Origin of the sequence: Streptomyces sp. AP-93 (genome assembly GCF_022808175.1) — a bacterium.
In the GTDB taxonomy this organism is placed as follows: domain Bacteria; phylum Actinomycetota; class Actinomycetes; order Streptomycetales; family Streptomycetaceae; genus Streptomyces.
In genome coordinates this window covers 321351-342112 of sequence record NZ_JALGBX010000007.1, presented here as the reverse complement: position 1 = coordinate 342112, position 20762 = coordinate 321351, and the positions used below count along the sequence as shown (strand labels likewise).

Annotated in this window: 18 protein-coding genes and 1 riboswitch; of the genes, 10 read left to right on the top strand and 8 right to left on the bottom strand. The window is 72.5% G+C overall.

The window, feature by feature from the left end; all coding sequences use genetic code 11:
* Positions 1–9: 9 nt before the first annotated feature.
* The 4 genes from MTF69_RS14975 to ribD are packed head-to-tail and all read right to left on the bottom strand — an operon-like array spanning position 10 to position 3757.
* Positions 10–1314, bottom strand: a complete 1305-nt coding sequence (locus MTF69_RS14975; protein ID WP_243334486.1) for a bifunctional 3,4-dihydroxy-2-butanone-4-phosphate synthase/GTP cyclohydrolase II — start codon at positions 1312–1314, stop codon at positions 10–12.
* Complete coding sequence (locus MTF69_RS14970; RefSeq protein ID WP_243334485.1) at positions 1311–1964, bottom strand: nicotinamide mononucleotide transporter family protein; 654 nt, start codon at positions 1962–1964, stop codon at positions 1311–1313. The genes MTF69_RS14975 and MTF69_RS14970 overlap by 4 nt, the downstream gene beginning before the upstream one ends.
* Positions 1961–2599: a riboflavin synthase gene (locus MTF69_RS14965; protein WP_243334483.1), complete on the bottom strand. Its 639-nt coding sequence runs from the start codon at positions 2597–2599 to the stop codon at positions 1961–1963. The genes MTF69_RS14970 and MTF69_RS14965 overlap by 4 nt, the downstream gene beginning before the upstream one ends.
* Entirely contained in the window at positions 2600–3757 is a 1158-nt protein-coding gene (gene ribD, locus MTF69_RS14960) for a bifunctional diaminohydroxyphosphoribosylaminopyrimidine deaminase/5-amino-6-(5-phosphoribosylamino)uracil reductase RibD (RefSeq protein ID WP_374323064.1), read from the bottom strand.
* A 151-nt stretch (positions 3758–3908) separates the two neighbouring features.
* A riboswitch (FMN riboswitch) is annotated at positions 3909–4039 on the bottom strand.
* Positions 4040–4494: 455 nt separating this feature from the next.
* Here ribD and MTF69_RS14955 point away from each other — a divergent pair.
* A complete protein-coding gene (locus tag MTF69_RS14955; protein WP_243334481.1) occupies positions 4495–6858 on the top strand; it encodes a chitinase C-terminal domain-containing protein in 2364 nt (787 codons plus the stop codon).
* Positions 6859–6998: 140 nt separating this feature from the next.
* Here the strand turns inward: MTF69_RS14955 and MTF69_RS14950 are convergent, their stop codons facing one another.
* The gene (locus tag MTF69_RS14950; RefSeq protein ID WP_243334479.1) at positions 6999–8177 is read right to left on the bottom strand and encodes an ROK family transcriptional regulator; all 1179 of its coding nucleotides are present in this window, start codon (positions 8175–8177) and stop codon (positions 6999–7001) included.
* A gap of 54 nt (positions 8178–8231) precedes the next feature.
* Between MTF69_RS14950 and MTF69_RS14945 the strand changes: the two genes are divergently transcribed.
* From MTF69_RS14945 to MTF69_RS14930, 4 genes are all read left to right on the top strand, one after another.
* Complete coding sequence (locus MTF69_RS14945; RefSeq protein ID WP_243334478.1) at positions 8232–9449, top strand: MFS transporter; 1218 nt, start codon at positions 8232–8234, stop codon at positions 9447–9449.
* A gap of 88 nt (positions 9450–9537) precedes the next feature.
* Entirely contained in the window at positions 9538–10950 is a 1413-nt protein-coding gene (locus tag MTF69_RS14940; protein ID WP_243334553.1) for a uracil-xanthine permease family protein, read from the top strand.
* 76 nt (positions 10951–11026) lie between these two features.
* Positions 11027–11677, top strand: a complete 651-nt coding sequence (locus tag MTF69_RS14935) for a DUF5995 family protein (protein ID WP_243334475.1) — start codon at positions 11027–11029, stop codon at positions 11675–11677.
* A gap of 43 nt (positions 11678–11720) precedes the next feature.
* A complete protein-coding gene (locus tag MTF69_RS14930; protein ID WP_243334473.1) occupies positions 11721–12329 on the top strand; it encodes a hypothetical protein in 609 nt (202 codons plus the stop codon).
* Between the two features lie 64 nt (positions 12330–12393).
* Here the strand turns inward: MTF69_RS14930 and MTF69_RS14925 are convergent, their stop codons facing one another.
* The 3 genes from MTF69_RS14925 to MTF69_RS14915 all read right to left on the bottom strand — a co-directional run bounded on the left by MTF69_RS14925 (position 12394) and on the right by MTF69_RS14915 (position 15591).
* The gene (locus MTF69_RS14925) at positions 12394–14091 is read right to left on the bottom strand and encodes an NAD(P)/FAD-dependent oxidoreductase (RefSeq protein WP_243334471.1); all 1698 of its coding nucleotides are present in this window, start codon (positions 14089–14091) and stop codon (positions 12394–12396) included.
* Positions 14092–14154: 63 nt separating this feature from the next.
* Entirely contained in the window at positions 14155–14955 is an 801-nt protein-coding gene (locus tag MTF69_RS14920; RefSeq protein WP_243334469.1) for a carbon-nitrogen hydrolase family protein, read from the bottom strand.
* 186 nt (positions 14956–15141) lie between these two features.
* A complete protein-coding gene (locus MTF69_RS14915) occupies positions 15142–15591 on the bottom strand; it encodes a hypothetical protein (protein ID WP_243334467.1) in 450 nt (149 codons plus the stop codon).
* A gap of 303 nt (positions 15592–15894) precedes the next feature.
* On the opposite strand from MTF69_RS14915, the gene MTF69_RS14910 reads away from it, so the two are divergent.
* The 5 genes from MTF69_RS14910 to MTF69_RS14895 all read left to right on the top strand — a co-directional run bounded on the left by MTF69_RS14910 (position 15895) and on the right by MTF69_RS14895 (position 20715).
* A complete protein-coding gene (locus tag MTF69_RS14910; RefSeq protein WP_243334465.1) occupies positions 15895–16602 on the top strand; it encodes a GNAT family N-acetyltransferase in 708 nt (235 codons plus the stop codon).
* A 93-nt stretch (positions 16603–16695) separates the two neighbouring features.
* Positions 16696–16806 carry a putative leader peptide gene (locus MTF69_RS43725; RefSeq protein ID WP_374323059.1) on the top strand — a complete coding sequence of 37 codons (111 nt, stop codon included), beginning with the start codon at positions 16696–16698 and terminating at the stop codon, positions 16804–16806.
* 78 nt (positions 16807–16884) lie between these two features.
* A complete protein-coding gene (locus MTF69_RS14905) occupies positions 16885–18102 on the top strand; it encodes an LLM class flavin-dependent oxidoreductase (protein WP_243334464.1) in 1218 nt (405 codons plus the stop codon).
* A 26-nt stretch (positions 18103–18128) separates the two neighbouring features.
* Entirely contained in the window at positions 18129–19532 is a 1404-nt protein-coding gene (locus MTF69_RS14900) for an NtaA/DmoA family FMN-dependent monooxygenase (RefSeq protein ID WP_243334463.1), read from the top strand.
* A gap of 49 nt (positions 19533–19581) precedes the next feature.
* Positions 19582–20715 (top strand): LLM class flavin-dependent oxidoreductase, encoded by a 1134-nt coding sequence (locus MTF69_RS14895; protein WP_243334462.1) that lies wholly within the window; start codon positions 19582–19584, stop codon positions 20713–20715.
* Positions 20716–20762 lie beyond the last annotated feature (47 nt).

Below are 20762 nucleotides of genomic sequence, written 5' to 3'. Positions count from 1 at the left end.
TCGGGGGTGTTACTGGTTGCCGCAGGCGGACGTGGTCGTGGACCCGTCCAGCCAGGGCAGGTCGTGGCCCATCCGGTCCCGCTTGGTGCGCAGGTAGCGCAGGTTGTGCTCGCCCGCCTCCATGGGCATCGGCTCCCGGTCGGAAACCTTGATGCCGTGGCTGATGAGGGCCGCCGACTTCTCGGGGTTGTTGGTCAGCAGCCGGACGCTGTGGACGCCGAGGTCGGCGAGCATCTGCGCGCCGGCCCCGTAGTCGCGGGCGTCGGCGGGCAGGCCCAGCTCCAGGTTGGCGTCGAGGGTGTCGCGGCCGCGCTCCTGGAGCTCGTACGCCCGCAGCTTCGACAGCAGGCCGATGCCGCGGCCCTCGTGGCCGCGCAGGTAGACGATCACACCGCGGCCGGCCGCCTGGACCCGCTCCATGGCGGTGTGCAGCTGGGGGCCGCAGTCGCAGCGCTGCGACTGGAAGATGTCTCCGGTCAGGCACTCGGAGTGCATCCGGACCAGGACGTCCTCACCGTCGCCGATCTCTCCGTGGACGAGGGCGACGTGCTCGACGCCGTCGACGGTGGAGCGGAACCCGTACGCGGTGAAGTGGCCGAAGGAGGTCGGCAGGCTGACCTGGGCCTCGCGGCGCACGGTCGGCTCGGCGGAGCGGCGGTAGGCGATCAGGTCCTCGATGGAGATGATCGTCAGGCCGTGCTTGCGGGCGAAGGGGATCAGCTCGGGCAGCCGCAGCATCACCCCGTCCTCGCCGGCGATCTCCACGATGGCGCCGGCCGGGCGCAGGCCCGCGAGGCGGGCGAGGTCGACGGCGGCCTCGGTGTGGCCGTTGCGGACCAGGACGCCGCCGGGCTTCGCCCGCAGCGGGAAGACGTGCCCGGGGCGGACGAAGTCCGCGGGGCCCGAGACCCCGTCGGCCAGCAGCCGCAGGGTGGTGGCGCGGTCGGCGGCCGAGATGCCGGTGGTGACGCCGTGGGCGCCGCTCGCGTCGACGGAGACGGTGAAGGCGGTCTGCATCGACTCGGTGTTGTGCTGGACCATCTGCGGGAGTTCGAGCCGCTCCAGCTCGTCGCCCTCCAGCGGGGCGCAGATCAGGCCGCGGCATTCGCTCATCATGAACGCGATGATCTCGGGGGTGGCCTTCTCGGCCGCGATGACGAGGTCGCCCTCGTTCTCGCGGTCCTCGTCGTCGACGACGACCACGGGACGGCCGGCCGCGATGTCGCGGATGGCCTGCTCGACGGGGTCGAGCCGGAAGACCTCTTCGCGCTCGACGTCGGGCACGGGCTTCAGGACGGGGTTCGGGGAGGTCATGCCGTTGCTCCTTCCAGAGCCGGGGCGGTGGTGGTGCGCGAGCGCTGGTACCAGTCGTGGGCGCCCCAGAGCACGAGGGCGAAGTACACGACGTAGACGAGGCCGGAGAAGGCCAGTCCGCTGTTGAAGGCGAGGGGTACGCCGACCAGGTCGACGAGGAGCCAGGCGAACCAGAACTCGACGAGGCCGCGGGCCTGGGCGACCATCGCGACGATGGTGCCGACGAAGATGTAGGCGTCGGCCCACGGACTCCACGACAGGCTCGGGTAGAGGGTGAACAGTCCGCCGACGGCCAGGGTCCCGGCGGCCGCGCCGGCCAGCAGGAGGCCGCGCTCCTTCCAGGAGGCGGTGCGGACGGCGATGGAGCCGTCCTGGGCGTCCTGCTTGCCGCGCTGCCAGGCGCGCCAGCCCCACACGGCCACGCCGATGACGAGGAGCTGCTTGCCGACCCCGCCGGAGAGGTGCGCGGAGGCGTAGGCGCCGACGAGGATCAGGCCGGAGAGGAGCTGGGCGGGCCAGGTCCATATGGAGCGCCGCCAGCCGAGCGCGAGGGCGCCCAGGCCGATCAGGTTGCCGATCATGTCGGACCAGATGACCTTCTGGCCGAAGACCTCGAAGGCCTCGGTGTTGAGCCAGGTCAGGGCGCTCACTTCGGCTCTCCCGTACGGTGCGGCACGTTTGAGGCCAGGGGGGTGACGCCGGCGGCGAGGAGCCGCTCCACGTACTTGGCAAGGACGTCGACCTCGAGGTTCACCGGGTCGCCGGGCTTCTTGATGCCCAGGGTGGTCAGCGCGAGGGTGGTGGGGATGAGGCTGATGGTGAACCAGTCGGCGGCGGCCTCGACCACGGTGAGGCTGACGCCGTCGACCGTGATGGAGCCCTTCTCGACGACGTAACGCGAGAGGTTCTCGGGGAGGGCGACCTTGACGATCTCCCAGTGCTCGGAGGGGGTCCGCGAGATGATCTCGCCGGTTCCGTCCACGTGCCCCTGGACCAGGTGGCCGCCGAGCCGTCCGCCGAGCTCCATCGGGCGCTCCAGGTTGACCCGGGAGCCCTGGGTGAGGGCGCCGAGGCTGGAGCGGTTCAGGGTCTCCTGCATGACGTCGGCGGTGAACTCGCCGTCACCGGTCTCCACGACCGTCAGGCAGACGCCGTTCACGGCGATGGAGTCGCCGTGCTTGGCGTCCTCGGTGACGACCGGGCCGCGCAGGCGGAAGCGGGAGGCTTCGGCGAGCTCCTCGACGGCGACGACCTCGCCCAGTTCTTCGACGATTCCGGTGAACACTCAGTGCTCCTTGAGGGCTGTGGGGGCGGAGGGGGCCGGCGCGGGGACGGCGGTGACGCGGATGTCCGTGCCGATGCGGACGGTTTCGGTGATCCGGAGCCGGAGCGCGTCGGCGAGGGTGCCGATGCCGGCGTCGGCGAGGGCGACGGGGCCCGCGCCGAGGAGGACGGGGGCGAGGTAGCCGACGACCTTGTCCACGGCCCCGGCGGCGACGAAGGCGCCGGCCAGGGTGGGGCCGCCTTCGAGGAGGACGGAGCGGATGCCGCGCCCGTACAGCTCGCGCAGCAGGGCGTCCACGGAGATCCCGTACTTGTCGTACGGGAGCCGGGCCAGCTCCACTCCGGCGAGGTGGCGGGTGTCGGCATCCTCGGCGACGGCGATCAGGGTGGGCGCGGCCTCGTCCAGGACCCGGGCGGTGGGCCGGATGGTGGCGTGGGTGTCCAGGACCACGCGCAGGGGCTGGTCGGCGGCGGTGAAGCCGTCGATCCCCCGGACCGCGAGGTGCGGGTCGTCGGCGCGCAGGGTGCCGGAGCCCACGACCACGGCGTCGGACTCGGCGCGCAGCCGGTGGACGTCGGCGCGGGACTCGGGGGAGCTGATCCAGCGGCTGGTGCCGTCGGCGGCCGCGATGCGGCCGTCGAGGGTCGCGGCGTACTTCCACAGGATGTACGGGCGGCCCAGGCGTACGGAGGTCAGCCAGGCGGCGTTGCCCTCTTCGGCCTCCTCGGCGAGCAGCCCCGACTCCGTGGCGATGCCGGCGGCGCGCAGGGTGGCTCCGCCACCGCCGGCCTGCGGGTTCGGGTCGGAGACCGCGTAGAGCACGCGGGTGATCCCGGCGGCGATGAGGGCGCGGGCGCAGGGGCCCGTACGCCCGGTGTGGTTGCAGGGTTCGAGGGTGACGTAGGCGGTGCCGCCGCGGGCCGCCGGGCCTGCCGCGTTCAGGGCGTGGATCTCGGCGTGCGGGCCGCCGGCCCGCTCGTGCCAGCCTTCGCCCACGACGGCGCCCGAGGCGTCGGTGATGACGCAGCCGACGACCGGGTTGGGGCTGGTGGAGCCGAGTCCGCGGGCGGCGAGCTCGATGGCTCGGCGCATGGCGCGGGTGCCCGCGTCGGGTGCTGCGTGCGCGGCGTGTGTCGCCACCGGGTCCTCCTGCCTCATCGGGCACGGACTCCGGGGCCTGTCGGGATACGACAGATGAAGCGGGTAGCACACGCGGGGACGCCGGGGCCGGGAACACGGTCCGTTCGACGGCACGTCCCGAGGGATGTGCCGATGGACCGCCGACGGCGGCGTACCGGTGACTGGCCCGCCGCGCACTGCCTCCCATCCGGACTTTAACCGTCGGTCCAGGAATTTCACCTGGTCAACCGGCCGCTGGCTGCGGACGGGTCGCGGACTATAACCGCCGGTTCGGAATTACACCGACCCCGGAGTGCGCTGCTACTGGTACTGAAGCCAGTGTGCCACGGGTGATCGGCGGCCATGCGGGTGAGTCAATGTGGCCTGGGTCACACATTCGGTCATTCTTGAGCGCGCCGATTGCGCCATCCAGCTCCAGCTGATCCCGGCCCCATACCCGCCGGATCCCCGCTCGATGCGCGCTCGATCCGCGCTCGATCCGTACCGGATCCCCACCGGATGTCCGCCGGATTTCCGCCGGAAACCCTTGACGCAAGCCCTGGTGCAGGCCTCGGCACACGCCTCGACGAGCCTGCGCCGGGCCCTGCCGGATCACGCACTTTGGTCCAGACCTATTGACGGGTTGGTCTAGTCCTCTTAACGTTCCCTTCATCTTCCCCGGGAGACAGCCCGTCAGATGTGCGCACGTCACGGGCCAACACGCACCACGTTTCAGCCTGTTGTGTCCTGCCATCCTCCCCTCCCCAGGAGGCACAATGCTGTCCCCCACCAAGACGAGAGCCATGCTCCTGACGTCCGGCGCCGCAATCGCCGGTCTGTTGGTGGCCGGGCTCTCGACGGGCGTCTCGCACGCCGCCGACAACGAGTCCTGTCGCCCCGACGGTCTGTACAAGACCGCGGGCGTTGACGTCCCGTACTGCTCGGTGTACGACACCGAGGGCCGCGAGAAGATGGGCGCCGACCACCAGCGCCGCGTCATCGGCTACTTCACGGGCTGGCGCACGGGCAAGGACGGCACGCCCGCCTACCTGCCCCACAACATCCCGTGGTCCAAGGTCACGCACCTGAACTACGCCTTCGCCCACGTGGGCGGCGACAACAAGATCTCCGTCGGCGCCGACAACGCGAACAACTCCGCCACCGGGATGACCTGGCCGGGTGTCGCGGGCGCCGAGATGGACCCCGCCCTCCCTTACAAGGGCAATTTCAATCTGCTGAACAAATTCAAGAAGCAGAACCCGAACGTCAAGACGCTGATCTCGGTCGGCGGCTGGGCGGAGACCGGCGGCTACTTCGGCGACGACGGCAACCGCGTCGCGTCGGGCGGCTTCTACTCGATGGCCACCAACGCCGACGGCTCGGTCAACCAGGCCGGCATCGACACCTTCGCGGACTCCTCGGTCGAGTTCATCCGCAAGTACGGGTTCAACGGCGTCGACATCGACTACGAGTACCCGACCACCATGAAGGACGCCGGCAACCCGCTGGACTGGCAGCTGGCCAACGCCCGCCGCGCCGGTCTGGTCAAGGGCTACGACGCCCTCATGAAGAGTCTGCGCGAGAAGCTGGACCGGGCCGGCGCCACCGACGGCAAGCACTACCTGCTGACCGTCGCCGCCCCCTCCTCCGGCTACCTGCTGCGCGGCATGGAGACCTTCCAGATGCAGAAGTATCTGGACTACGTCAACATCATGTCCTACGACCTGCACGGTGCGTGGAACGAGTACGTCGGCCCCAACGCCTCGCTCTTCGACGACGGCAAGGACGCCGAGCTCGCCGCCGCGAACGTGTACGGCAGCTCCCAGTACGGGAACATCGGCTACCTCAACACCGACTGGGCCTACCACTACTTCCGCGGCTCCATGCCGGCCGGCCGCATCAACATCGGCCTGCCGTACTACACCCGCGGCCACAAGAACGTCCAGGGCGGCACCGACGGTCTGTGGGGCAAGGCCTCCGCGACCACCTGCCCGGCCGGCGCGGGTCTGACCAAGTGCGGTGACGGCGCGGTCGGCATCGACAACCTGTGGCACGACAAGGACACCAACGGCGTCGAGTCGCCGGCCGGTTCCAACCCGATGTGGCACGCCAAGAACCTGGAGAAGGGGATCGTCGGCGACTACGTCACCAAGTACGGCTTCCCCGCGAACACCACGCTGACCGGCACCTACGCCCGCAAGTACGACTCGACCCTGGTCGCGCCGTGGCTGTGGAACGCGCAGAAGAAGGTCTTCCTCTCCACGGAGGACGAGCAGTCGGTGGCGGCCAAGGCCGACTACGTGATCGACCGCGGCATCGGCGGCACCATGGTCTGGGAGATGGCGGGCGACTACAGCTGGAACGCCGCCAAGGGCCAGTACGAGATGGGCGACACGCTCACCTCCCTGATGTACGACAAGTTCAAGGCCGCCTCCCCGTACGGCGCCAAGAAGTCCAACACCGCGCTGCCGACGCAGGCCGTGGACATCAAGACCGAGTTCACCGAGTTCAAGCTCGGCGACTCGAACTACCCGATCACCCCGAAGCTCAAGATCACCAACAACACCACGGCGACCCTGCCGGGTGGCACCGAGTTCCAGTTCGACTACGCGACCGCGTCCCCGGCCAACGCCTCGGACCAGTCGGGCTTCGGCACCAAGGTGATCAAGAGCGACCACACCGGCAGCAACGTCGGCGGTCTGAAGGGCGACTTCCACCGGGTCTCGCTGAAGCTCCCGGCGTGGCAGACGCTGGCCCCGGGCGCCTCGGTCGACCTGGCCTTCAACTACTACCTGCCGGTCTCCACGCCCTCCAACTGGACGGTGAACATCTCCGGCACGACGTACGCGCTCGCCGGTGACCTGGCGCGCGGCGTCACCGTGGTCCAGCCGGGCGGCACCACCACCCCGCCGACCACCATCCCGCCCACGACGACCCCGCCGACCACGACCCCTCCCACCACCACGCCTCCGACGGGCGGTGCGTGCACCAACCCGGCGTACGTGGCGGGCACGGTCTACAACAGCGGCAACGTCGTCTCCCACCAGGGCCGCAACTGGAAGGCCCAGTGGTGGACGCAGAACGAAACGCCCGGCACCACCGGTGAGTGGGGCGTCTGGAAGGACCAGGGCGCCTGCTGACACCCCACGGGGTGACCGCGTAGGCGAAGAGATGTGAGGACCCGGTGGCCCGGCGGCCACCGGGTCCTCGCGCTCCCCGGACCGACCGGTGATGGCCGGCAAGGCGTACGCCGGGTTCGTCCGCGGCGGCGCCGTGACCCTCAGGCCGTGAACAGGACGGACTGCGCCGACTCGCGGGCGGCGAGCCGCGCCCCCGTGAGCACCGCCGGGTCGCCGAGGGTACTGGCGCGGACCTCGGTCGGGACCGGGCTCAGGGCGGTGAGGCGGCCGGCCACCCGGGCCGCGAGGGCGGGTCCGCCCGCGCGGCCGATTTCCCCGCCGAGCACGACGCAGCCGGGGTCCAGGATCGCCGCGACGGCCGCCGCCCCGAGGGCCAGCCGGTCGGCCAGGGCGTCGAGGAACGCCGGTCCGGCGGCGCCCGCGACGGCCGCCTCGACCGGCCCGTCGAAGCCGTGGCCCGCGGCGAGCGCGGCCACCCCGGCCCGCCCGGCCAGCTCGTGGAAGCCGCCGTCGCAGTTCGTGGCCGACGGCAGGCCGCCCGTCCCGGGCACCCGCAGGAAGCCGATCTCCCCCGCTCCGCCGGAGGCGCCCCGGCGCAGCCGCCCGTCCAGGACCACCGCGGCGCCGACCCCTTCGCCGAGCCACAGCAGCACGAAGGACTCCAGGTCCCGGGCCGCGCCGACCCGCTGCTCGGCCAGGGCCGCCAGGTTGGTCTCGTTCTCCACCACGACCACCGCGGGCAGCCGCCGCTGCACCGCCGCCACCAGGTCCCGGTGCCAGGCGGGCAGTCCTGCGGTGTCGCGGAGCTCTCCGGTGCCCGGGGCCACCAGCCCCGGCGCTCCGATCACCACCGTGTGGAGCCGGTCGGCGCCCGCCTCCGAGGCGAGCTCCTCCAGTCGGTCCACCGCCTCGTCCACGGCGTCCACCGGCAGGGCCGCCTGCGCAAGCGGCCGGCCGAGGAGGTCGGCGACGACCGCCGTGGCGCTGTCCGTCCGTACGTCGAGCGCCGCGAGGTACGCCCGCCGCGCGACGATTCCGTAGAGCTTGGCGTTGGGTCCGCGCCGCTGTTCGCCGGATTCCCCGACGACCTCGATCAGTCCGGCTCCGGTGAGCCGTTCCACGAGGTCCGCGACGGAGGGGCGGGACAGGCCGGTCAGCTCCTTGAGCTGGGGGGCCGTCAGCGGGCCCTCCTCCTGGAGGAGCTGGAGGGCGAGCCGGTCGTTGATGGCCCGGGCCGTGCTCGGCGAGGCGGGGGACGGAGCGGGGGACGCGGCGCGAGGGGTGGAGGTCAGGGCCTTGGCAGGAGTCACGGCGCCCATCCTAGGAGTTCCGGCGACTAACTATCAGGCAGGGTCCCTGATAGTTTACGGGGCATGACCGGGGAAACCGACCTCAGCCCGGCGCGACTGCGCCATGCCCGCTTCGCCATCGCCGGCGTCTTCTGCGCACACGGCGCGGTCACCGGCTCCTTCGCCACCCGCATCCCCTGGATCCAGGACCACGCGCAGCTCAGCGCCGGCACCCTGGGCCTGGCCCTCGCCTTCCCCGCGCTCGGCGCAGCGCTCACGATGCCCCTGGCCGGGCGCATCAACCACCGGTTCGGCGCGCGCACCGCCCTGCGGATGCTGCTGAGCCTGTGGACGCTCGCCCTCATCCTGCCGAGCCTCGCCCCGAACCTGTGGACGCTCTGCTTCGTGCTCTTCGTCTACGGGGCCACCGCCGGCATGTCGGACGTGGCGATGAACGCGCTGGGCGTGGAGACCGAGAACCGGCTGAAGCGCTCGATCATGTCCTCGCTGCACGGCATGTGGAGCGTGGGCGCCCTGATCGGCTCGGCCCTCGGCACGCTCGCCGCGCACACCGGTACCGACGCCCGCGTGCACCACCTGATCGCCGCGCTCGCCCTGACGCTGGCCGGGCTGATCGCCGTACGGGGCGTCCTGGACCTGCGCACCGACACCGGCGGGGAGGAGGCGCCGCCGCACTTCGCCCTGCCCCCGAAGTCCGCACTGTTCATCGGTGCGATCGGATTCTGCGCGGTCTTCGCGGAGGGCGCGAGCCTGGACTGGTCCGCGGTGTACCTGCGGGACGTGCTGCACACGGACGCCGGCCTCGCGGCCGCCTCGACCACCGCCTTCGCGCTGACGATGGCCCTCGCCCGGCTGGCCGGGGACAAGGTCGTGGACCGGTTCGGGGCCGTACGCACCGTCCGCGTGGGCGGCGCCCTGGCCACCACGGGCGGGCTGCTCGTGGTCGCGGTCCACCATCCGGCCGCGGCCCTGGCCGGATTCGGACTGATCGGCCTCGGCATCGCGGTCGTGGTTCCGCTGGCCTTCGCTGCGGCAGCACGCAGCGGTCCGGCCCCGGCGCAGGCCATCGCCGGTGTCGCGACGATCACGTACACCTCGGGGCTGATCGCCCCGTCGGCGATCGGCGCGGTGGCCGACGCGACCTCGCTGGTGGTGTCGTTCGGGCTGGTCACGCTGCTGTCGTTCGCGCTGATCGTGGGGGCGACCGTACTGCAGCAGCGGCCGGTGGCGGCGGGGGTCTCACCCGCCAACCGGGACGAACCCGCACCTATCCGGCCGTAATATGTCGCCTGGTCACCTACGGCCTCGTAGCGTGACCACCCTCCCGGCGAACGACGAAGAACGAAGAACGAACGAAATGCGGTGGAACATGGGCCTCGGCGTGCGCTGGACCCTGCACGGAGACGGGCGGACCCCCGCCCCCGGCGCGGTGGTGCGGCCGGACGAGCGGCTGTCGTGGCCGCGGACCGCCGGGCTGGGTGCCCAGCACGTCGTGGCGATGTTCGGGGCGAGCTTCGTGGCGCCGGTCCTGATGGGACTGGACCCGAACCTCGCCATCATGATGTCCGGTGTCGCCACCGTCATCTTCCTGCTGGCGACCCGCGGGCGGGTCCCCTCGTACCTGGGCTGCTCGCTCTCCTTCGTGGGCGTCGCGGCGGCGATCCGGGCGGGCGGCGGGGACAGCGCGGTCGTCACGGGCGCGGTCTTCGTGGTCGGCGCGGCACTGTTCCTCGCGGGGCTGGCGGTCCAGCGGTTCGGGGCGCGGATCATCCACGCGGCGATGCCGCCGGTGGTGACGGGCGCGGTCGTGATGCTGATCGGCTTCAACCTGGCGCCCGTGACGGCCTCCACGTACTGGCCGCAGGACCAGTGGACGGCCCTGCTGACGATGCTGTTCACCGGGCTGGCCGTGGTCTGCCTGCGGGGCTTCTGGTCGCGGATCGCGATCTTCCTCGGCCTGATCTTCGGGTACGGCATCTCCTGGGTCTTCGACCTCGTCTTCGGCAAGATCCACTCGACGGTGGGCGGTCCCGAGGCGGTGGATCACTGGCGGCTCGACCTGTCGGGGGTCGCCAAGGCCGACTGGGTCGGGCTGCCGACCTTCCACGCGCCGGCCTTCGAGTGGTCGGCGATCCTGATCGCGCTGCCGGTGGTCATCGCGCTGATCGCGGAGAACGCCGGTCACATCAAGGCCGTCGGCGAGATGACGGGCGACCCGCTCGACGACAAGCTCGGCACGGCCATCGCCGCCGACGGCGCCGCGTCGATGCTGTCCACGGCGGTGGGCGGCCCGCCGAACACCACGTACTCCGAGAACATCGGCGTCATGGCCGCCACCCGCGTCTACTCCACGGCGGCCTACTGGGCGGCGGCCGGCTTCGCCCTCCTCTTCGGCCTGTGCCCGAAGTTCGGCGCGGTCGTCGCCGCGATCCCCGGCGGGGTGCTGGGCGGGATCACCGTGATCCTGTACGGCATGATCGGCCTGCTCGGCGCGCAGATCTGGATCAACGGCCGGGTGGACCTGCGCAATCCGCTGAACCTGGTGCCGGCCGCGGCGGGCATCATCATCGGCGTCGGCGGGGTCGAGCTGAACATCGGCGACAGCTTCGAGCTGGGCGGGATCGCGCTCGGCACGATCGTCGTGATCACGGGCTACCACGCGCTGCGGTACTTCGCGCCGGCCCACCTGAAACAGCAGGAACCGCTGCTGGACTCGGGGACCTCGGCGTACGACGAGACGGACGGGAGCCCGGCCGGGGAGCCCGGCGACAAGCGGGGTTGACGGAGTTTCGCCCGAACCGGCGAAGCGTACGGCCAAGTTCCCCTGATCCCGGCCCGCGGCTGCGACGCTGCGTCCCATGGTCCCCATGGAAGCGGTGCTGGCGCGGATGCGCGCCCTGGACGAGCGGCTCCCCGAGCGGGACGGCGTCGCCGTCTTCAACCGGGTGTACCTCACGGTGACGCAGACCCTGCACGAGGGGATCGCGCACGGCGCGTTCCCCTCGCCCCGCCGGGCGGAAGCCCTCAGCGTCCGCTTCGCCGAGCGCTACCTGACGGCGGTGGAGGCCGACCGGGCCCCGGCGTGCTGGCGGCCGCTCCTCCAGTACCGCCGCCATCCCGGGATCCGGCCGCTCCAGCACGCGCTGGCCGGGATCAACGCGCACATCGGCCACGACCTGGCACTGGCGGTGGTCGCCACCTGCCGCTCGCTGGACTGCGAGCCGGCCGCGCTCGAAGCGGACTTCGACCGGGTCGGTGACACCCTGGTCTCCCTGGAGGAGCACATCCGGGAGGACCTGATGCCGGGCCCGGACCTGCTGGAGATCGCGGACCCGCTGACGCACCTGCTCGGCGCCTGGAGCCTGGACCGGGCCCGCGCGGGGGCCTGGGCCTCGGCCCGCCTGCTCTGGTCGCTGCGGCGCTCCCCCGACCTGGCGGAGGAGTTCGCCGAGTCCCTCGACGCGGGGGTCGGCCTGGTCGGGCGCTGCCTGCTGACGCCTACGGGCTGAAACCCCGGTGCGTGCCGCGAGCACGCTTGTCTAGGCTCGGCCCATGACCAGCTTCGCCACGCACCGGCTCCGCGTGCACGACGCCACGCTGCCGGCCCACCGGCGGATGTCGGCGCTGCGCACCTGCCTGACCGAGTTCGCCCCGTACGGGCTCCGCGCGACCTTCCACCACCTGCGGGGCAGTGCGGGCATCCCCCGCGACCCGGCCCGGGACCCCGATTCGCTGGTGCGGGCCGTGGACGAGCTCCAAGCCGCCCGGGAGGTGTGGGTACCGGGCATCCTGGCCTGGCAGGAGGCCCGGCGGCTCCAGAAGCGGGCGGGGGTCCGCGTACCGGTTCCGCCCGAGCCGAGGCCTCTGGTGCGGTGCCCGAACCTGGAGTTCCACCCGCTCGGACCGCTGGCCGAGGTCATGCCGCGGATCCTGCGGACCCGGGAGTACGTCGGTCCGGGCTGCCCGGTGTGCGAGGCCGACCACGGGACGCTGAGCTGGGGAGACGGCTACGGGGTGTACACGTTGTGTGCGCACTGCGGGGTCATGGTCTCGGGGCCGACGGGCCCGGTGACCGACCTTCGGCTGCAGAGCGCGTGCTCCTCGCGCTGGCGGGCCGTCTGGCGCGGCGACGCGGAATGGGAACGGCCGCCCCGGGCATGAGTACGGGCCGCCGCCCGCGCTCGCGCGCGCGGGTGGCGGCCCGCGTCAGGGGGTCCCGGGAGGGTCAGTCCTCCGGGAGTTCGACCGGGGCTATCTCGTCGTAGACGTCGCCCGGGCCGGGGTTCGTGGAGTCCGTGGAGCCGCCGAGGTGGTGCATGACGCCCCAGACGGCGTTCAGCGCCGTCTGGACCGCGCCCTCCGCCCAGCCCGCCGTCCAGGAGATGTCGTCGCCCGCGAGGAAGATGCCGCGCTTGTCCTCGGGGAGGCGGTCCTGCATGAAGTGGGTGAACAAGCGGCGCTGGTAGCGGTAGTGGCCCGGCAGGTTGGCCTTGAACGCGCCCATGAAGTAGGGCTCGTTCTCCCAGGACACGGTCACCGGGTTGCCGATGATGTGGCGGCGGATGTCGACCTTCGGGTAGATCTCGCCGAGGGACTTCAGCATGACCTCCATCCGCTCGTTCGCGGACAGCGGCAGCCACTTCAGGCTGTCGTCGCACCAGGTGTAGGAGAGGCAGATGACGGCCGGCTTGTCCGGGCCGTTGTCCAGGAGGTACGTGCCGCGGGTCATGCGGTCGGTGAGGGTCATCGACATGACGTCGCGGCCCGTCTCCTCGTCCTTGTCCAGCCAGAAGGGGCGGTCGACCGGGATGAAGAGCTTCGAGGACTCCATGTAGTGGGTGCGCTCGATCGCCGTCCAGTGGTCGATCGGGAAGAGCGTGTCGTCGCACGCGATCTTCGAGAGCAGCATCCACGACTGGGCCGTGAAGATCGCGGCGCGGTACGTGCGGATGTCGCCCGTGGCGTCCGTCACCGTGATGCGGTTGCCCGCCGTGCGGTGCAGGCGGGTGACCGCCGGGCGCGGGGCGCCCCCGTGCAGGGAGGAGAGGGAGGTGCCCTGCGCCCAGTGCACGATCTTCTCGGGCTCGCGGTCCCACATGCGCAGCGGGAGCTGCTGCGAGCCGCCCACGATGCCGCGGTGGTGGTCGTCGGCCTCGGTGTAGACGACGCGCAGGATCTCGAGGATCGAGTTCGGGAAGTCGGTGTCCCAGCCGCCCGTGCCGAAGCCGACCTGGCCGAAGATCTCGCGCTTGCGGAAGGACTTGAAGGCCTCGGACTTGCAGAGGAACCCGTAGAAGGTCTCGTCGTCGAGCTTCTCGACGAGCTTCGCCCAGATCTCCCGGATGCGCGGGACGTCCCGCTCGCGCATCGCGGTGTTCATGTCGGAGAAGTCGGCGCCCTCGTCCAGGCAGGCGTTCCACGCGGCGGACACGTCGCGGTAGACCTGCGGGAGGTCGGCGATGGTCTCGGCGTAGTGGGTCTCGCCCTTGAGGTCGACCACCGTCGAGGGGGTGGCCTCGGCGAGCGGGTTCGGGAAGGGCTCGGTGACCAGGCCCACGAGGTCGATGTAGTGCTGGAGGGCCGTGGAGGACGGCGGGAAGCGCATGGCGCCCATCTCCGCGGTCAGCTCCTCGGTGCCCGCGCCCTCGAAGCCCACCGTGCGCAGCCGGCCGCCGATCTGGTCGGCCTCGTAGACGACGGGCTTGAGGCCCATCTTCATCAGCTCGTACGCGGAGATGATGCCGGACAGCCCGCCGCCAATGACGGCGACCTCCGTGCCGTGCTCGGTCGCCGGTATCTGCCCGAGGCCCGCCGGGTGGGCGAGGAAGTCGTCGTACGCGTAGGGGAAGTCCGGGCCGAACATCGTGATCGGCATCGAGCCGTCGGTGTGCGGGACGGCGGTGGTGGGCACCGTGGACGTCATGGGGTACGACTCCTAGCGGGGTGGGGCAGGGGGGAAGGGCAAGCCGGGGGGGTGTGACCGCGGTCAGACGAGCGAGGCGTACAGGCCCGGGCGCCGGTCGCGCAGGTACGGGTTGGTCTCGCGCGAGACGCGCAGCAGTTCGGGGTCGGCCTCGCCGAACACCAGCTCCTCGCCGCGGCCGGCCCGGGTCCGGGTGACCCCGTCGGGGCTCGCCAGGCAACTGAGGCCGACGAACTCGAACTCACCCTCCGGGCCGGTGCGGTTGACGTACGCGATGTACATCTGGTTCTCGAAGGCCCGTACGGGGACCAGCTGTTCGGCGACGAACTGGAAGGGGTGCATCTGCGCGGTCGGCACCAGGAGGAGGTCGGTGCCGGCGAGCGCGTGCGCCCGGACGTTCTCGGGGAACTCCACGTCGTAGCAGATCATGACGCCTACGCGGAGGCCGCCGAGGTCCGCCTGGACCACCGGGGTGTCGCCGGGGGTGAAGGCCGCCTGCTCGAAGCAGCCGAAGAGGTGGGTCTTGCGGTAGTTCGCGAGCCGTTCCCCGTCGGGGCCGACGAGCTGCGCCGCGTTGTAGACGGCGTCGCCGTCCCGCTCGGGGTAGCCGTAGAGCACGGCCAGCCCGTGGCGGCGGGCGATCTCGCCGATGGCGCGGGCGGACATGCCGTCGGCCGGTTCGGCGAGCCGGGCGATGTCCTCGATCTCCAGCGCGTAGCCGGTCAGGAACATCTCCGAGGTCACGAGGAGCCCGGCCCCCGCCTGTGCGGCGCGCGTCGCGGCCTCTTCGAGCGCCTTCAGGTTGTCGGCGGTGTCGCCGAGCCGTCCGGAGCTCTGGAGGAGGGCGGTGCGCAGCGGGGGCATGGGCGTACCTCTGTGGCAGGAGGGGTGGGGGTCCTTAAACGGTACGTTCGCGCGTTCGACCGGGACAAGGCGTGACTGTTGCGCGTCACGCATCGATTCGTTGCGTAGGGGCGGGCGTACGCGGCGATTCGTTGCGCGAGGGCCCCGCATGCCCTCCGAATGCGCCGCGGGCGCCCTTCGGCCGCTCTACGGGGCCGGGCGGAAGGCCGGGTGCACGCTCAGCCTACGCAGGTCTTCCAGGATGTCCGGAGCGTGGTTGGAGACCACCCGGCCGCTCCAGCCGTCGCAGAGGGCGGGGACGGTGAGCGTGCCGTCGTGGCCGTGCCCGGCGGCCTCGTAGGCCCGGCGGAGCGCGTCGTGCCCTCCGGGGTCGGAGCCGGGCCGCAGGACGGTCAGGGCCACGGTGTCCCGGAGGCCCAGGTCGGCGAAGGCGGCGGTGACGCCGAGGCAGTGCGGACAGTCGTCGGCGGCGACGTAGACCCGGTACCGGTGCGGTTCGGGCGAGAACCCGGTCCCGATGCGGCCCCGGAGGACCTTGGGCGGCCGGGGGCGGGCGAGCGCGGATGTGGGCGGCTGGGCAGGGGCCGGGGCCGGGGCACGGTTCTGGGCAGGGGTCTGGACGTGGGTCTGGGGCATGGCTCTCCTCGGTGCGTGCCTGTGCGCGTGCGTGCGTACTGCGTGCGTGGGTGTGCGGCGGGGCCTCAGGAGGCCGGGGCCGTCGCACTGCAGACGCGGAGGAGATCTATGTGCAGCCGGCGGGTGAGCCAGGAGCGGCGCAGCGGGGTGGTGGCGGCGGATGGCGTGGTGAGCTGGTCCACCGGGCCCCCTTCCTGTCCGCGGCCCGCATTAGGCTGGCGTTCGCAGTCTCACGGCACCGCCAGGGGCCGTCAAGACCGCCTGCACGAGTGCCTGCTCCCCCAGTGAAGGAAGCTTCCTCCCATGTCCCGTGAGTCCCGGCCCGGCGCTGTCCTCGACAATCCCGTCTGGGCCGCGCTCGACGGCCCGCACCGTGCCTTCGCCGAGACCGGGCCGGCCGGACTCGCCGCCCGTTACCAGGCCGGTGTATCGCCCTTCGCCGCGCTCGCCGACCCGGAGGACCCGCGGGCCTGGGCGGATCTGGCTGAGCTCGCCGGCCCCGGTCAGGAGGTCTGGGTGACCGGGCTGCCGACCCCGCCCGCGGGCTGGGAGACCCTGATGTCGATACCGGGCGTGCAGTTGGACGGCAGTGCGGTCCGCGGCAAGGAGGAACCGGAGGCGGTCCTGCTGGGGCCCGCCGACGTGCCCGAGATGCTGGAACTGGTCGAGCTGACCCGGCCCGGCCCGTTCGGGGAGCGCACCGTAGAGCTGGGCACGTACCTCGGGATCCGCCGCGGCGGCCGGCTCGTCGCGATGTCGGGCGAGCGGATGCGGCCGCCGGGCTGGTCGGAGATCAGCGCCGTGTGCACCCACCCCGATCACCGGGGCGAGGGGCTCGCCGGGCGGTTGATCCGCGCGGTCGTGGCCGCCGTGGAGGAGCGCGGGGACACCGCCTTCCTGCACGCCGCGGCGGAGAACACCTCGGCCGTCGGCCTGTACCTCTCGATGGGGTTCACCCTGCGCCGCGAGCCGGTCTTCATCGGGCTTCGCACGCCCGACACGAAGGCTTAACACGGATTGGCCTTCCCTCCGTTGTGGCCCGGTTCCCGCTGATCTAGCGTCGGAAGGACGACCGGAGCACGAGGTGAAAGGGGGTGGCCCGGCATGACCGTACGAACCGCCGGTGACGCGCTCGTCCCGCGCCGCGCCGTCCGTCTGCACGGCCGCGTGCACATCGACCTCCTGCGCGTCGCCGGCTCCCTCTGTCCTTCCTGATCAGCGTTCCGCGACCCGCGTTCCGCGAGCTGCTCCGTCCTTCGCCGCCGCGCCGCCCGATCAGGAGGCCGTTCCGCCATGCCCGTGCACCCTTCCCCCTCCCCCGCTCCCGCCCCCGCTCCGTCCCCCGCACTCCACCTCGCCGTGGCCCTCGACGGCGCGGGCTGGCACCCCGCCGCCTGGCGCGAACCGGGCGCGGACGCCGACCGGTTGTTCACCGCCGCCTACTGGGCCGCCCTCGTCGCCGAGGCCGAGGCCGGGCTGCTGGACTTCGTCACCTTCGAGGACTCGCTGAGCCTGCAGTCCACCGATCCGGCGGGGCCCGACGGCCGCACCGACCTCGTGCGGGGCCGGCTCGACGCGGTGCTGGTCGCCGCCCGGGTGGCGCCGCTGAGCCGGCACATCGGGCTGGTGCCGAGCGTGGTGGCCACCCACACCGAGCCCTTCCACGTCTCCAAGGCGCTCGCCACCCTGGACTACGTGAGCCGGGGGCGCGCGGGGCTGCGCATCCAGATCTCCGAACGGCCGGACGAGGTACGCCACTTCGGGCGCCGCACGGAGCCCCTGGACCCGGCCGGGCTGTACGGGGAGGCCGCCGATCACGTCGAGGTGGTGCGGCGGCTGTGGGACAGCTGGGAGGACGACGCCGAGATCCGCGACGCCGCCACCGGACGGTTCATCGACCGCACCAAGCTGCACCACATCGACTTCGAGGGCCCCCGTTTCAGCGTGAAGGGCCCCTCCATCACCCCCAGGCCGCCCCAGGGCCTGCCCCCGGTCAGCGCGCTGGCCTCCGACGCCGCCGTGTACCCCTTCCTCACGCGGTCGGCCGACATCGGCTACGTGACCGCGCGGGATGCCGGCGAGGTCCGCGCCGCCGTCGCCGCGCTCCCCGGCATCCCGCACCTGTTCGGCGAGCTGACGGTCTTCCTCGACGACAAGCCTGCGACGGCGGAGCGACGGCTCCAGCGGCTGGACGCCGCGCACGGGGCCCCGTACACGAGTGACGCCCGCGTCTTCGCGGGGACTCCGGCGGAACTCGCCGACCTGCTGCTGGAGTGGCGGGAGGCCGGGCTGACCGGCTTCCGGCTGCGGCCGGGGGTGCTCGCCCACGACCTGCCGGCGATCACCCGCGGCCTGGTCCCGGAGCTCCGGCGGCGCGGGGCGTTCCGGCGGGCCTACGAGGCCTCCTCGCTCCGCGGTCTGCTGGGGCTGCCGCGCCCGGCGAGCCGGTACGCCGCCGCCCCGGCGGCTCCCGCCGCCACCGCTTCACCCGCAGCTTCCCCCGCCGCCTGATCCCCCAGGAAGGACCGACAGCAGCCATGAGCAAGCCGCTCAAGCAGATCGATCTCGCGGCGCACTTCCCGGGGGTCAACAGCACCACCGTGTGGAGCGACCCGGCCGCCGGGAGCCAGATCGACTTCGATTCCTTCGTCCATTTCGGGCGGACCGCCGAGCGCGCGAAATTCGACTTCCTGTTCCTCGCCGAGGGCCTGCGCCTGCGCGAACAGGGCGGTGAGATCTACGATCTGGACGTGGTGGGCCGCCCCGACACCTTCACCGTGCTGGCGGCGCTCGCCGCCGTCACCGAGCACCTCGGGCTGGCCGGCACCATCAACTCCACCTTCAACGAACCGTACGAGGTGGCCCGCCAGTTCGCCTCCCTCGACCATCTGTCGGGGGGCCGGGCCGCCTGGAACGTGGTCACCTCGTGGGACGCCTTCACCGGGGAGAACTTCCGGCGGGGCGGCTTCCTGCCGCGCGAGGAACGCTACGAGCGGGCACGGGAGTTCCTGGACACCGCCCGCGAGCTCTTCGACGCGTGGGACGGCGGCGAGATCCTCGCCGACCCGGTCTCCGGGGAGTTCCTGCGGGACGCGGGCCCCGGCGCCTTCGCCCACCGGGGCGAGCAGTTCGACATCTCCGGGCACTTCAACGTGCCGCGCAGCCCCCAGGGGCGGCCGGTGATCTTCCAGGCGGGCGATTCGGACGAGGGCCGGGAGTTCGCGGCGGCCGCCGCGGACGCCATCTTCGGGCGGTACGGCACGCTGGAGGAGGGCCGCGCGTTCTACGCGGACGTCAAGGGGCGCCTGGGCCGGTACGGGCGCACTCCCGACGAGCTGAAGATCCTGCCGGCGGCGACCTTCGTGCTCGGCGACACGGACGCCGAGGCGCGGGAGCTGGCCCGCGAGGTGCGGCTCCGGCAGGTCAGCGGGGCGACCGCGATCAAGCGCCTGGAACACGTGTGGAACCGGGACCTGTCGGGGTACGACCCGGACGGGCCGCTGCCGGACGTCGATCCGGTGCCCGGGGAGAACACCATCGCGCTGGGCCGGGCGAGCGTGCGCATGCACCGGGATCCGGTGGCCGTGGCCCGCGAGTGGCGGGAGCGGGCCGCCGCCGGGGGTCTGTCGATCCGGGAGCTGGTGATCGAGACGACCGAGCGGCAGTCCTTCGTCGGCTCGCCCCTCACCGTCGCCCAGGGCATCGACGCCCTGGTCCAGGCGGACGCGGCCGACGGCTTCATCCTGGTCCCGCACCTGACCCCCGGCGGGCTCGACGCCTTCGCGGACACCGTCGTCCCGCTGCTCCAGGAGCGCGGGGTGTTCCGCCGCGACTACGAAGGCCCGACGCTGCGCGACCACCTCGGGCTGTCGGCGCCGCGCGCCCTCGCCCCCGCCCCCGCCCTCGCCCTCGCCCCCGCCCCCGCCCCCGCGCGCGGCTGACCACCGCACGACCACATCCGAAGCCCGTCACCGAAGAAAGGGGGACGCAATGCCCGGTATCCCGCTCGGGGTCCTCGACCTCGCACCGATCGCGTCCGGCTCCACGGCCGCCGAAGCACTCCGCAACAGCGTCGACCTCGCCCGGCAGAGCGAGCGGTTCGGCTACGCCCGCCACTGGTTCGCCGAGCACCACCTGAATCCGGGTGTCGCGGGGACCTCGCCCGCCGTCGTGCTGGCGCTGACCGCCTCGGCCACCTCCACGATCCGGATCGGCTCGGGCGCGGTGCAGCTCGGGCACCGCACCGCGTTGTCGACGGTCGAGGAGTTCGGCCTGCTGGACGCGGTGCACCCGGGGCGGATCGACCTGGGTCTGGGCCGCTCGGCGGGCGGGCCGCCGGCGCGCCGTGGCGGGGCCGAGCCGCCGGCGGCGTACACCACGGCGAACGGGCTGCGCATCCCGAAGCCCTTCTCCTTCGCCCACCTGCGCGAGCACCCGCGCATCGCGCTCCAGCAGCGGCTGCTGCAGCTGCCGGGGGCCACCCCGCAGGAGTATTCCGGGCAAGTGGGCGACGTACTGGCCCTGTTGCGCGGGGAGTACCGCTCGCCGGACGGGGTGGAGGCGCACGTCGTGCCCGGGGAGGGCGCCGGGGTGCAGGTGTGGGTGCTGGGCAGCAGCGCGGGGGTGAGCGCGGAGACGGCCGGCGCGAACGGGCTGCGGTTCGCGGCGAACTACCACGTCAGCCCGGCGAGCGTGCTGGAAGCCGCCGAGGCCTACCGGGCGGCCTTCAAGCCCTCGGCCGGGCCGGGCGGGCTGGACCGGCCGCACCTGAGCGTGTCCGCGGATGTCGTGGTGGCCCCGGACGACGCCGCGGCCCGGGAGCTGGCCGCCGGGTACGCGCCCTGGGTGCACAGCATCCGGACCGGCGAGGGAGCCATCCCCTTCCCGTCGCCCGAGGAGGCCCGTGCGCTGACCCGGGGCTGGTCGGCGGCCGACCACGAGCTGGTCGCGGACCGGGTGGAGACCCAGTTCGCCGGTTCGCCGGCCACCGTCGCGGACCAGCTGGAACGGCTGCGGGACGCGACCGGCGCGGACGAGCTGCTGATCACCACGATCACGCACGCGCACGCCGACCGCGTGCGCTCGTACCGTCTGCTGGCCGGGGAGTGGGCCCGGCGGGGGTGACGCGGGGGCGTGACGCCCCGGCCTTCGCCGCGGGCCCGGGAAGAGGA